At 63.3% G+C, this 13,340-nt stretch carries 8 protein-coding genes and 2 tRNA genes; 2 read left to right on the top strand and 8 right to left on the bottom strand.

What is annotated here, in order from left to right:
* Positions 1-2 precede the first annotated feature (2 nt).
* The 5 genes from MB818_RS08915 to MB818_RS08895 form a co-directional block, all read right to left on the bottom strand.
* Positions 3-77 (bottom strand) — tRNA-Gly (locus MB818_RS08915).
* Between the two features lie 33 nt (positions 78-110).
* A tRNA-Gly gene (locus tag MB818_RS08910) sits at positions 111-185 on the bottom strand.
* A gap of 174 nt (positions 186-359) precedes the next feature.
* Positions 360-3,797 carry a pyruvate carboxylase gene (locus tag MB818_RS08905; protein ID WP_238904846.1) on the bottom strand — a complete coding sequence of 1,146 codons (3,438 nt, stop codon included), beginning with the start codon at positions 3,795-3,797 and terminating at the stop codon, positions 360-362.
* Positions 3,798-3,934: 137 nt separating this feature from the next.
* Positions 3,935-5,080: an alpha-hydroxy acid oxidase gene (locus MB818_RS08900; protein WP_238904843.1), complete on the bottom strand. Its 1,146-nt coding sequence runs from the start codon at positions 5,078-5,080 to the stop codon at positions 3,935-3,937.
* 105 nt (positions 5,081-5,185) lie between these two features.
* A complete protein-coding gene (locus MB818_RS08895; protein ID WP_238904859.1) occupies positions 5,186-6,928 on the bottom strand; it encodes a sensor domain-containing diguanylate cyclase in 1,743 nt (580 codons plus the stop codon).
* A 258-nt stretch (positions 6,929-7,186) separates the two neighbouring features.
* Here MB818_RS08895 and MB818_RS08890 point away from each other — a divergent pair, with 258 nt between their 5' ends.
* The gene (locus tag MB818_RS08890; RefSeq protein WP_234143350.1) at positions 7,187-9,583 is read left to right on the top strand and encodes an ATP-dependent helicase; all 2,397 of its coding nucleotides are present in this window, start codon (positions 7,187-7,189) and stop codon (positions 9,581-9,583) included.
* An 18-nt stretch (positions 9,584-9,601) separates the two neighbouring features.
* On the opposite strand, the gene MB818_RS08885 is transcribed toward MB818_RS08890, so the two are convergent.
* The 3 genes from MB818_RS08885 to MB818_RS08875 all read right to left on the bottom strand — a co-directional run bounded on the left by MB818_RS08885 (position 9,602) and on the right by MB818_RS08875 (position 11,898).
* Positions 9,602-10,465: an EamA family transporter gene (locus MB818_RS08885; RefSeq protein WP_234177114.1), complete on the bottom strand. Its 864-nt coding sequence runs from the start codon at positions 10,463-10,465 to the stop codon at positions 9,602-9,604.
* Positions 10,466-11,242 carry a phosphodiesterase gene (locus tag MB818_RS08880; protein ID WP_234163000.1) on the bottom strand — a complete coding sequence of 259 codons (777 nt, stop codon included), beginning with the start codon at positions 11,240-11,242 and terminating at the stop codon, positions 10,466-10,468.
* Between the two features lie 431 nt (positions 11,243-11,673).
* Positions 11,674-11,898, bottom strand: a complete 225-nt coding sequence (locus MB818_RS08875; protein ID WP_234137702.1) for a DUF1127 domain-containing protein — start codon at positions 11,896-11,898, stop codon at positions 11,674-11,676.
* 936 nt (positions 11,899-12,834) lie between these two features.
* On the opposite strand from MB818_RS08875, the gene mraZ reads away from it, so the two are divergent.
* A complete protein-coding gene (mraZ, locus tag MB818_RS08870) occupies positions 12,835-13,338 on the top strand; it encodes a division/cell wall cluster transcriptional repressor MraZ (RefSeq protein WP_234137703.1) in 504 nt (167 codons plus the stop codon).
* Positions 13,339-13,340 lie beyond the last annotated feature (2 nt).

The raw sequence follows: 13,340 nt of genomic DNA, 5'->3' as shown, positions 1-13,340 counted from the left end.
TCTGGAGCGGGCGATGAGATTCGAACTCACGACCCTTACCTTGGCAAGGTAATGCTCTACCCCTGAGCTACGCCCGCATCCGTTTGGCCATCCGGCCTGAGGTCTCAATCTGGAGCGGGCGATGAGATTCGAACTCACGACCCTTACCTTGGCAAGGTAATGCTCTACCCCTGAGCTACGCCCGCCCCGTTTGAGTGAGGAGGGAGATATAAACTACTGCCGATGCCTGCAAGAGGAAAATGCGGGCGGGGCGGAAAATTCTTTGCCCCATTTTCCGGGCCGTGGCACGGGCAGGGGCAGGTATGAAAAAGCCGCGCCCGGTTGGGGGCGCGGCCTGTGTGTCGGGATGGGCCTCGGGCCTATTCCAGTTCGACCAGAAGGTCCTTGGCGTCGATCTGGCCGCCGGGCTGGACATGCACGGCCTTGACGGTAGCGTCCCGCTCGGCGTGGATGCCGGTCTCCATCTTCATCGCCTCGATGGTCAACAGCAGATCGCCCGCCTTGACCTGTTGCCCGGCCTGCACCGCGACGGTGGCCACCACGCCGGGCATCGGCGCACCCAGGTGGTTGGCATTGCCCGGCTCGGCCTTGGGCCGCTGCATGGTGGTGGATTTCACCAGCCGGTTCGGCACCCGGATCACGCGGGGCTGGCCGTTGAGTTCAAAGAACACCTTGACCTCGCCATTCTCATCGGTTTCGCCGATGGCCTGGCAGCGGATTTCCAGCGTCTTGCCGGGGTCGATCTCGGCGGCGATCTCCTCGCCCGGCTCCATCCCGTAAAAGAAGGTGCGTGTGGGCAGGGTGCGGACGGGGCCGTATTGGCGGTGGCGGCCCATGTAATCCATGAACACCTTGGGATACATGAGATAGCCGTTCAGGTCCTCGTCATCGACCTCCTTGCCCTCAAGCTCCTTGGACACCTGGGCGCGGACCGCTTCCAGATCGACGGGCGGCAGATGCGCGCCCGGGCGCTCGGTGTTGGGCGCCTCTCCCTTCAGAACCTTGGACAGGATCGCGGTGGGGAAACCGCCCGGCGGCTGGCCCAGATTGCCGCGCATCATGTCGATGACCGAATCCGGGAAGGCCACGTCGCTCTTCGGGTCCTCGACCTGGGCGCGGGTCAGGCCCTGGCTGACCATCATCAGCGCCATGTCGCCCACAACCTTGGAACTGGGCGTGACCTTGACGATATCGCCGAACATCTGGTTCACGTCGGCATACATCTGCGCCACCTCATGCCAGCGCTCTTCCAGCCCCATGGAGCGCGCCTGCGCCTTGAGGTTGGTGAACTGGCCGCCGGGCATCTCGTGCAAATAGACCTCGGAGGCAGGGGCCTGAAGCCCGCTTTCGAAGGCCGCGTATTGCCCGCGCACCGCCTCGAAATAGTCGCTGATCTCGCGGATCGCCTTGACGTCCAGCCCGGTGTCGCGGTCGGTATGGCGCAGCGCCTCGACCACGGTACCCAGCGTCGCCTGGCTGGTATTGCCCGAGAAGCTGTCCATCGCGCAATCGACCGCGTCCACCCCGGCCTCAGACGCGGCAAGGATGGTGGCGCAAGCGATGCCGGCGGTGTCGTGTGTGTGGAAGTGGATGGGCAGACCCACCTCTTCCTTGAGGGCGCGGATCAGCACCTTGGCGGCCGCGGGTTTCAACAGGCCCGCCATGTCCTTGAGCCCCAGCACATGGGCGCCCGCGTCACGCAGCTGCTTGCCCATCGCCACATAGTATTTGAGGTCATACTTGGCGCGTTCGGGGTTCAGGATATCGCCGGTGTAACAGATCGTGCCTTCGCAGATCTTGTTCTGCTCGACCACCGCATCCATGGCGACGCGCATGTTTTCGACCCAGTTCAGGCTGTCGAAGACGCGGAACACGTCGATGCCGGTCGCCGCCTGGCGCACGAATTCGCGCACCACGTTGTCGGGATAGTTGGTATAGCCCACCCCGTTGGCGCCGCGCAGCAGCATCTGGGTCATCAGGTTGGGCATCGCCTCGCGCAGGTCGCGCAGGCGCTGCCACGGGCATTCCTGAAGGAAGCGGTAAGCCACGTCAAAGGTCGCACCGCCCCAGCATTCGACGCTGAACAGTTGCGGCAGGTTGGCGGCATAGGTGGGTGCCACCCGGATCATGTCGATCGAGCGCATCCGGGTTGCCAGCAGCGACTGGTGGCCATCGCGCATGGTGGTGTCGGTGATCAGCAGCTGGCGCTGCGCCTTCATCCAGTCGGCCACCGCTTGCGGGCCCTTCTGCTCCAGCAGGTTGCGGGTGCCCATGCGGGGTTCGCCCCGCTTGGCGGGTGGCTTCGGCATGCGGGCCTCGGCGGCGGGCATCGGGCGGTCGCGGGTCTCGGGATGCCCGTTCACCGTGATATCGGCGATATAGGTCAGCACCTTGGTGCCCCGGTCGCGGCGCTTCTTGAACTGGAACAGGTCCGGCGTCGTGTCGATGAACTTGGTGGTGTATTCATTCGACAGGAAGGTCGGGTGTTTCAGCAGGTTCTCGACAAAGGCGATATTGGTGCTGACCCCGCGGATGCGGAATTCGCGCAGGGCGCGGTCCATCCGGGCGATGGCCTTTTCCGGGGTTGGCGCCCAGGCGGTGACCTTGGTCAAGAGCGAGTCGTAATAGCGCGTGATCACGCCGCCCGCGTAAGCCGTGCCGCCATCCAGCCGGATGCCCATGCCGGTGGCCGAGCGATAGGCGGTGATGCGGCCGTAATCGGGAATGAAGTTGTTGAGCGGATCCTCGGTGGTGATCCGGGTCTGCAACGCGTGGCCGTTCAGCGCGATCTCGTCCTGGCTGGCCTTGCCGGTGGCCTCGGCCAGCGGTTTGCCCTCGGCGATCAGGATCTGGGCTTGCACGATGTCGATGCCGGTCACCTCTTCGGTCACCGTATGTTCGACCTGCACACGCGGGTTGACTTCGATGAAGTAGAACTTGCCGCTGTCCATATCCATCAGGAATTCGACGGTACCGGCGCATTCATAGTTCACATGGGCGCAGATGCGGCGGCCAAGCTCGCAAAGTTCCTCGCGCTGGGCCTGGCTCAGATAGGGGGCGGGGGCGCGTTCGACCACCTTCTGGTTGCGGCGCTGAACCGAGCAGTCGCGCTCCCACAGGTGATAGATCTCGCCATGCTTGTCGCCCAGGATCTGCACCTCGACATGGCGGGCGCGGATGATCATCTTTTCCAGATAGCCCTCGCCATTGCCGAATGCGGCCTCGGCCTCGCGGCGGCCTTCCATGACCTTTTCGGCCAGTTCCTTTTCGCTGTGGATCGGGCGCATGCCGCGGCCGCCGCCGCCCCACGAGGCTTTGAGCATCAACGGATAGCCGATCTCGGCGGCCTCGGCGCGGATCGCATCCATGTCGTCGCCCAGAACCTCGGTCGCGGGGATCACCGGAACACCGGCGGCAATGGCCACCTTGCGGGCGCTTGCCTTGTCCCCCAGCGCGCGCATGGTCTCGGCGCGCGGCCCGATGAAGGTGATGCCGTTCTTGACGCAGGCATCGACGAAATCAGGGTTCTCGCTGAGCAGGCCATAGCCCGGATGGATCGCATCGGCGCCGCTTTCCTTGGCCACCCGGATTATCTCGGGGATCGAGAGATAGGCCGCCACAGGCCCCAAGCCCTCGCCGATGCGATAAGCCTCGTCAGCCTTGAACCGGTGCAGGCCCAGCTTGTCCTCTTCGGCATAGACGGCAACCGTCTTCTTGCCCATCTCGTTGGCGGCGCGCATCACGCGGATGGCGATCTCGCCCCGGTTGGCAATCAGGATCTTCTTGAATTCGGTCATGGCAGGTCCCGGTAATTGGTCAGTTGGCAGTGGGGTTTACGCGGACAATAGCCGCAGTGATATTGGTAGTTCTGGGTAGAACCGGCATGTTATCGCTCGCATCCGCCGCATTTCGATATGACCGGGTGCGGAGAGGGTCACTGTGCGGCGCTCAGGGGGCGGGTGGGCGGCAAGTCGCTGGCGCGCGCGGCGCCCAGTTGGCCCAGGTTCGATTCGATGTCCTTTTGCAGGATGTCGATGGCGTGGGCGACGCCCTGCGGGCCAAGTGCCGCCAGCGCGAAATGAAAGGCCCGGCCCAGCATCACGAAATCGGCCCCCAGCGCCAGCGCGCGCAAGATATCGAGCCCACCCTCGACGCCGCTGTCAAAGATCAGCGGTAGACTGGTCGCGGCGCGGATCTGCGGCAACATCTCGGCCGCGCCCGGGGCACCGTCGAACTGGCGCCCGGCATGGTTCGAAACCCAGAGCGCATCGACGCCCAGACGCTCCATCCGTTCGCCATCCTCGGGGCGCAGGACGCCTTTGACGACAAACGGCCCCTGCCAGGCATCGCGCAGCCAGGCCACGTAATCCTCGGTGGGTGAGGTGCGCAACAGATAGCCGATATGCGCGGTGGGTGGCAGATTGGTCAGACCCTGGCTGTATTTGTCCAGCGTGCGCATATGCGGCATGCCGCTGCGGGCCATGCCCATTGCCCAGGCCGGGCGCATGGCCACCTGTGCCAGCAGGCGGGGGGTCAGTTTCGGTGGCTGGGTCAGGCCCGAACGGACCTGCCGCTCGCGGCGCGAGGCGACCGGCACATCAACCGTCAGGACCAGCGTCTTGAACCCGGCCTGCCGCGCCCGCTCGACCAGGTCGCGGCGGATATCCGGGTCCTTGGGCGGGTAGAGCTGGAACCAGGCCTGCGGCCCGATATGGGGGGCGAGGTCCTCTGGGCTTTGCGCCGCGACGGTGGACAGGCAATAGGGAATGTTGGCGCGGGCGGCGGCGCGGGCCAGATGGCCTTCGGCATCGGGCCAGATCAGACCGGACATCCCCACGGGGGCAATGCCAAAGGGCAGGTCGTAGGTCATGCCGAGGAGCGTCGTGGTCAGATCATGTTCGAGCGGGCCATGCAGGACCGAGGGCAGAAACCCGATGCGATCAAGCGCCGCCCGGTTGCGGGCCTTGGTGGCCTCGACCCCGGTACCGCTGTCCAGATACTCCCAGACGAAGCGAGGCAGGCGCCGCTTGGCACGCCATTTCAGGTCCATGATACCGGGAAACGCACTGTGCAAATCCATGCGGCGCATTAATGGGTGACGTTAGGGAAAAGTCTAGTCCCGGATATGCCATTTGCCCAAGATTTTTCTGCGCTGCGGCGGGGCGGGTGGTCACCCGCCCCCGGTCTATTCCGCGGCAAAACTCCCCTCTGCCCGAGGTGGATCGTCAGGGGGCGCGGCTGTCTTTGCGGGTTTCGGTTCGGACGGTTCGCGCTGATCGGCACCGGCGGATTGCGCCACCCGCACCTGATTGCGCCCCATTCCCTTGGCCTCGTATAGCGCGTCATCCGCGGCGCGCATCAGGTCCTGTGGCATGGTTCCGTGGCGGGGGTAATGCGCCACCCCGGCCGAGATGGTTACGCGCGGCAGGGTCTTTTCGCCATAGCGGACGGTGACCTCTTCGACCGACTGGCGCAGCAATTCAGCGCGTGTCATCACATCGTCGGGTGTGCAGTCGGGAAGCACCAGCATGAACTCCTCACCGCCGATGCGACAGGCCACCTCGTCCCGGTCGCAGGCCTGTTCCAATGCTGCTCCGACCGCGCGCAGCACCATGTCGCCGGCATCGTGGCCATGAATATCGTTGAACTTCTTGAAATGATCCACGTCGACCGCGATCAGGCTGAGCCTGCCACCACGGGTCTGGCAATGCAGCAGCTGCTTGCGCAGGGTCTCGGTCAGGTGGCGCCGGTTGAACAGGCCCGTCAGCGGGTCGCGCACCGACTGGTCGTGCAACTGGTCGCGCATCCGCACGTTTGCAATCGCCATGCTGATCTGTTCGGCGCACATCTGTGCCAACCGCTTGCTGGTCGAGAAATCCGCCTCGGCCCCGGCCCGCGCCCGCAGATGCATCAGCCCGACGGTTTCGCCATGAGCTAGGATCGGAAAGCAGAAATAGGGCCGCCCGTCATGCGGTTCGGCATGGTCGCAGACGAAATCCACCTCGGAGGCGCCGTATTCATACGACCGCCCGCGGCGCAGGCCCCAGCAGGCCTCGGGGTGGATGTGATCCTTGAACACCCCGCCGTTCCAGCCAGCGCTGCCATCCAGCACATCGCGAGAGTTGGAATAGACATAAAGACTTCCCTCGGCATCAGGCAGGATATGCTCCATGAAACGGGACACCATCGCGAACAGCTCTTCCAGCGCGCGACACGACTGCAGCCATTCGTTCAACTCGCCCAGAAGACGCACCTCGCGCGCCAGCCGCAACTGTTCGTCCATCAGCGAGCGCTCGGTCGCCGTGCGCGATTGCAGCGCCGCGAAACGGGCGCGGTTGGTGCGGTAGATCACCAGCATCGTTGCGCACATGGTCAACAGGGCAAAGCTGCTGAGCGCCGCCAGCACCAGTTGCAACCGCGTGGCAAAGGTCTGCCGGCGCTCGCTGACATCGGCATAGAATTTCAGCGCTCCCAGAAACTGGCCGTCCACGATCACCGGGGTATAGACCTCGGCGATACAACGCGCGTCGTCCTGCTGTCCCTCCCGCGCGGCGGGCATGGAGCCGTCAACCTCGGTAATCGGTCGCTCGACCAGAGAATAGTGGGTTCCTCCGCGTGCCACCACGTCAAAGAATGGGGCATCCGGGGTAAGCGTGCCGAGCTCGGCGCCGCGGGTAGACCAGATCACCCGCCCCTCTGCGTTCAGCAGCTTGAGCCGGTAGGCATCCGAGGTACTGGGCATCAACATCAGAAATTCGATGTCATGTTCGTCAAGCTCGCCGCTGGCAAAGATCTCGGGCAGATGCTCCAGATGCATCGTGATCCCGCGGGTCCACAGCTGCGCCTGTTTGCGGATATCGGACTCGATCATCCGGTCGACGACCGGGGTGGGCAGGCGAAACACCGACCAGGCGGCAACACCCACCATCGCGCTCAGAAACAGGGCCAGGCCGACCCATCTTAGTTGCCAACTGACGGAGGCCCTGTGTCCCAAGCTTCTCTCCCGCGCTCGCCCAAACCGTCTCAAGGCTGGGTGCGCGAGTTTACAAAGCCGTTAACAGATTCCCCCGGCGCTCCGCCAAAATCGTTAAACTTGCTGCAAAACGTGATGGAGAACCGAAATAACCTGTGAACAAGCCGTGAACAAACCCTTTCCCTCGGCCCCGTTCCGGCGTAATTTGCCCCCATGAGCAGTTATGACGACATGGACGCCTTTGAAGGCGTCTCGCTTTCCGCGCGCGCCATGGCGGCGCGCCCCACGCCGTATCTGGACGACCTCAACCCCGCTCAGCGCGAGGCGGTGGAGCGTTTGGACGGTCCCGTCCTGATGTTGGCGGGCGCGGGCACCGGCAAGACCAAGGCGCTGACTGCGCGCATCGTGCATCTGCTGATGACGGGCCGTGCCCGGCCCAACGAGATTCTGGCCGTGACCTTTACCAACAAGGCCGCGCGCGAGATGAAGACCCGCGTCGGCCGCATGCTGGGGCAACCGGCCGAGGGCATGCCCTGGCTGGGCACCTTCCATTCGATCTGTGTCAAGCTGCTGCGCCGGCATGCGGAACTGGTCGACCTGAAGTCGAACTTCACCATTCTCGACACCGACGACCAGCTGCGCCTGCTCAAGCAGCTGGTGCAGGCTTCCAATATCGACGACAAGCGCTGGCCCGCGCGGCTCTTGGCCAATATCATCGACGGCTGGAAGAACAAGGCGCTGACGCCCGACAAGCTGCCCGCTGCCGAGGCCGGTGCCTATAACCATCGCGGGCCCGAACTGTATGCCCAGTACCAGACCCGCCTGCGCGAGCTGAACGCGGTCGATTTCGGCGACCTGCTGCTGCATATGGTCACAATTTTCCAGACCCACCCGGATGTGCTGGAACAGTATCAGCGCTGGTTCCGCTATGTGCTGGTGGACGAGTACCAGGATACCAATATCGCCCAGTATCTGTGGCTGCGGCTGCTGGCGGGCGGGCATCGCAACATCTGTTGCGTGGGCGATGACGACCAGTCGATCTATGGCTGGCGCGGTGCCGAAGTGGGCAATATCCTGCGGTTCGAAAAGGATTTTCCCGGTGCCCATGTGGTGCGGCTGGAACAGAACTATCGCTCGACCCCGCATATCCTTGCGGCGGCGTCCAACGTCATTCGCGGCAACGAGGGACGATTGGGCAAGGAGCTGTGGACCGATGCGCAGGAGGGAGAGAAGGTCCGCCTGATCGGCCATTGGGATGGCGAGGAAGAGGCGCGCTGGATCGGCGAAGAGATCGAGGCGATGCAGGGCGGCACAAGGGGCGTGCGGCCGGTCTCGCTGGATGAAATGGCGATCCTGGTGCGCGCGGCGCATCAGATGCGCGCGTTCGAGGACCGGTTCCTGACCATCGGCCTGCCTTACAAGGTGATCGGCGGCCCGCGTTTCTACGAGCGGATGGAGATCCGCGATGCCATGGCCTATTTCCGGCTGGTCACCAGCCCCGAGGACGATCTGGCCTTTGAGCGGATCGTGAACACGCCAAAGCGCGGCCTTGGCGACAAGGCGCAGCAGGCCATTCGCGCGGTTGCGCGCGAAAACGGGGTGTCGCTGGTCGAAGGTGCCCGGATCGCGGTGGAGAACGGCCTGATCAAGGGGAAGGGCGGCAAGGCGCTGGGCGAGTTGACCGACGGTCTGGCCCGCTGGGCTGCCCTGACGCGCGGCCCGCGGATCGAGATCGACGACGAGTCGGTTGTGGACGATGACACCGCCCCGATGCAATTCGGTGCGCCCGAAATGTCGCATATCGAATTGGCGCAGGTGATCCTGGACGAGTCCGGCTATACCGCCATGTGGCAGAACGACAAGACGCCCGAGGCGCCGGGGCGGCTGGAAAACCTCAAGGAACTGGTCAACCAGCTCGACAATTTCGAGAACCTGCAAGGGTTTCTAGAACATGTCAGCCTGGTGATGGACAACGAGCAGGACAGCGGCGGGGCCAAGGTCTCGATCATGACGCTGCACGCGGCCAAGGGGTTGGAATTTCCCGCCGTCTTCCTGCCGGGGTGGGAGGACGGGCTGTTCCCTTCGCAACGCTCGATGGATGAAAGCGGCCTCAAGGGGCTCGAAGAGGAGCGGCGGCTGGCCTATGTGGGCATCACCCGCGCCGAAGAGGTCTGTACCATCTCCTTTGCCGCCAACCGGCGGGTGTTCGGCCAGTGGCAGAACGCGCTGCCCTCGCGGTTCATCGACGAATTGCCCGAGGATCATGTCGAGGTGCTGACGCCTCCGGGCCTTTATGGCGGTGGCATGTCCTCCCCCGGCATCGAAAGCCGCGCGGCGGCGGCGGATGGCTATAACTCCCCGGGGTGGAAGCGACTTCAGGCGCGGCAGGGGCAACATGGTCTGTCGCAACCGCGCGAAAGCCGCACCACGGTGATCGACCTCAACGCGGTGGCCAGTTTCACACTGGGCGAGCGCGTCTTTCATCAGAAATTCGGCTATGGACAGGTGATCGGCATCGAGGGCGACAAGGTCGAAGTCGATTTCGACAAGGCGGGCCTCAAGAAGGTCGTGGCCCGTTTTCTGTCCGCAAAGGACGACGTGCCGTTCTAGTCGCGTGCGGTCTGCTGCCTATTGCAGCGCGATCATCGCGATGCCGATGGCGATCAGCACCGCCCAGCCCAGGCGGTGCAGGCCGCGCGGCTCTTTCAGTACCAGCGCTGCCAGAATTACCGAAACCGGGATCGACACCTGCCGGACCGCGCTGACTGCCGCCGCCTCGGCGCCCAGCTGGAAGACCCGCAGGATCAGCAGATAGGACAGGTAAGAGGACAGCCCGGCAAACAGGATGCGCCAGGGGTTTTGCGCCCATCCACGCACCACCCCCAAAAGCGGCGCCGAGGTGCCCCGATCCTCCCACGCGCGCAGTGCCGCCATCGCCAGCGTAACCAGCGCATAGGTCCAGAACAGGAAGGGCGCGCTGGTGGTGTCCTGCATCGCGGTGGCGTCCGAGATCGAATAGGCGGCCGACCCCAGCATGGCCAACAGCGCCATGGCAAAGGCGCGCGGATCGTCCAGCAGCCGCCCGTTGCCCCGCTGGATCATCAGCCCGGACAGGATGATCAGCGCCATGCCCGACAACGCCGCCCAGGAATAGCTCTGCCCGGATGCCAGCCAGCTGATCGCGGCGATTGCGAGCGGAGAGGAGCGCACGATCGGGTAATAGGCCGACAGGTTGCCGCGCCGCAGCGCCGACAGGGTGCCGTAGTAATAGACCGTCAGCCCCAGCGCAGAGACCGCCACCAGCGGCCAGACCCGCGCGGGCAGGGCGGGACCCTGTCCGCTAAGCGCCATATGTGCCCCGGCAAAGACCATCCAGGACAGGCAGACGCCGGTATAGCAGGAGACCGGATGGGCCACCCCCTTCAGCGTCAGATCCCGCAACGGATGGGTCACCGCCGACAGCAGGACCATCAGGATCCACACAAGTTCCATCTAGGCGCCGGGCTTGCCCAGGTAACTGTCCACATGCAGGGTGAACTGATCGCCCTCGATGGTGGCAACGCCATAGGCCAGCGGCTCGGCGCTGTGTTCCTGCCCCTCACGCTCGGGGATCAGCGGCACCTGGTGGTTGGTGCTGGGCAGCGAAGTGAACGGATAGCCGCGCCAGTTCACATAGGTGGTGCGGTGTACGTGACCATAGAAGACGTGGCGGATGTTGCGTCCTGCCTGCAATGTGGCGTGGAACGCGTCGGGCTGGCGCAGCTTGATCTCGTCGACATAGGGAATCGCGATGTCAAAGGGCGGGTGATGCAGGAACACATAGACCGGCATGTCGCCCGCCCGTTCAAGCTCGGCCGCCAACCAGGCCAGCCGGTCGTCGCACAGCTCTCCGTCATGGATATCCGGTCCGCCGGTCAGCGTGTCGAGGAACAGAAACCGGGCGCCGCCAGCCGTATGGCCATGTTGGATGAACCCGTTTGCATCGCGCGGATGGTCGGGAAAGACGCTCAGGAAAGTCTCGCGCACGTCATGATTGCCCAGCATCAGGAAGACCGGAACCGGGAAATGCGCCAGCCGCTCGCGCAGCCACTCGTAGCACTCCCTGTCCCCCAGATCGGCGAGATCGCCCGAGATGACGCAGAATTCGGCATCGCAATGCCATGTGGCGATGTCCTCAAGCACCTTTGACAGTTTTTCGATGGGATCGCTGCCGCTCAGGCTCTGGCCCGGGGGCATCAGGTGGATGTCGCTCAGGTGGATGAATTTCATGCTGATGCGCCTCGATATGGGGTCTTCCTGCTCAGGATAGAACCAGCAACCGAGATTGTCGAAGCGTCGGAATGCGTCACAGGGTGCCTTTGTCCGCGACATGCCGGCCGTTCACACAAAAAACGACGGCGCCCAGGGAGGAGGAGGGGGCACCGCCGTTCATTGCAACATCCGGGCAGGGAGGAGGAGAAGCCCCGATGTATCCGAACCCGGGATCGACGCCCGGTATGAGGGTCGCGGCGGTGCAGGGAGGAGGAGAGCACCGCCGCGCGCTTTCTACACCGGACAGGGAGGAGGAGAGCCCGGTGTATCCGCGTCCGGCTGTCTTTGCCGGTATTAGTGCGGCGGCATCAGGGAGGAGGAGGATGCCGCCGCGTCGTCTCAGGCCCTAGGGAGGAGGAGAAGGGCCTGATCCCGAAAATTCGTGGCGCTCAGCGCGCCGTGTAGTCCTTGGCCGCCTGCATGGCGACACGCTTGATCATCGACCGGTGCAGGCCCAGATCGGCCAGTTCCCGTCCCGAAAGCGCCGACAGTTCGTTCACCGTCTGGCGATAGATGCGATGCTCGGCAAACCGGCTCCGCGCGGCCTCGATCAGCGCCAGAACGCCAAGACCGTGGTGGCCTTTCAGGGTGCTATGTTCGCTTGTCACAGCCATCGTTCTCATCCGTATCCGTTTCGTCCGCACCGTGTTGTGGCGCTTGCTTGAGGCTGAAGATAGGCGATTGCTGCAGGTGCACAATAGCTCTTCGATTCAATGCTGCTATGCAGCAAGTGCATAGATTGCTTGGATAAGTTCGAGAATCGCTAAAAGCGCCATATTTTATTGAGGTTTTCTGATCCGACGCATTTGGCCGCTCTTTTTCGGTCGAGAACCACTCAAGAGCGAACGTCTGAGACTTACGCAACGTGATTTTATTTTGAGCACGAAAAAAAACGGACGCTGCCGCTGCCGCGCTGACTCGCGGCTGGGCGATCTTGAGTGGTTGCCGATTTGACCGGCGGATATGGGAAATCGTGGGACGGATGTATCTGGTCGCCGACGTGATCTCCATTTCATGGGAGGCGGGGCGTGATTCGCGGTCGGGATTGAGAACAAAAAGAAAACATAGGGATGAGTATCGCTAGATGTAGAATTTTTTTTGGGAAATCGGGGGAAATTTTGGGATGGAGCAAATATGTCCATATATAGTTGTTCCGTGCAACTCTCTGTCTGTATGTCGTGTGTGAGCGCTCGATCCTTCTGATGTGTTCCTGCTTCGTTCAAATAGCGCCCTGCTGTATGTCCATAGATTGGTGTTGATTTCCATAATTTCCCATGGCATCCCTTGTTCATCCGATGAGGACGAGGCGACAGGGGCACCAAACGACCCCAACCAAGAATAACAAGGTTTCATACAGGCACTTCGCTTTCATCGAACCAAGAGATCCGGCGCGCGAGCGAGCAGACATCCCCCCAGGTGGCGCGCGCAGTCGGACACCCCGCAAAGCGGGCTAAGGCGGCGGGTTGATCAGTGGCAGCAGATCAACCCGCCGTTTTCACGTTTCTGGGGGCGGAAATTCAACGGGGGCGCAGGCGAAAGGGACAGTCGGCTTGGCGCGCAGGTTCAGAGGCGAAAGCAACCATAAGGTTGACAGCAAGGGGCGGGTGTCCATTCCCGCCTCGTTTCGCCGTGTTCTGGAGGCGGGCGACCCTAACTGGCAATCCGGTGGCAATCCCGAGTTGGTGATCGTCTATGGCGATCACCGTCGCAAGTTCCTCGAATGCTACACGATGGAGGCGATCGACGAGGTCGATGCCAAGATCGACGCGCTGCCGCGCGGCTCGATGGAACGCAAGATGCTTCAGCGCATGTTCCACGGTCAGTCCTTTCCCACCAGCGTCGACGAGACCGGGCGCCTGGTGTTGCCCGCGAAGCTGCGCACCAAGATCGCGCTTGGCGACGAGGCCTTCTTTATCGCGGCGGGTGATACGTTCCAGATCTGGAACCCGGCCACCTATGAAGAGGAAGAGCTGGCCGCCGCCGAGGAATGGCTGGACGAGCTGCCCGAGGATTTCGATCCGATGCAGTATCTCGACGGGGCCGGGGGCAGCTGAGG

The sequence above is a fragment of the Ruegeria alba genome (assembly GCF_022321465.1).
In the GTDB taxonomy this organism is placed as follows: Bacteria; Pseudomonadota; Alphaproteobacteria; order Rhodobacterales; family Rhodobacteraceae; genus Ruegeria_B; species Ruegeria_B alba.
Note: the sequence above shows the minus strand (reverse complement) of the source record. Positions and strands in the feature narration are given on the sequence as shown.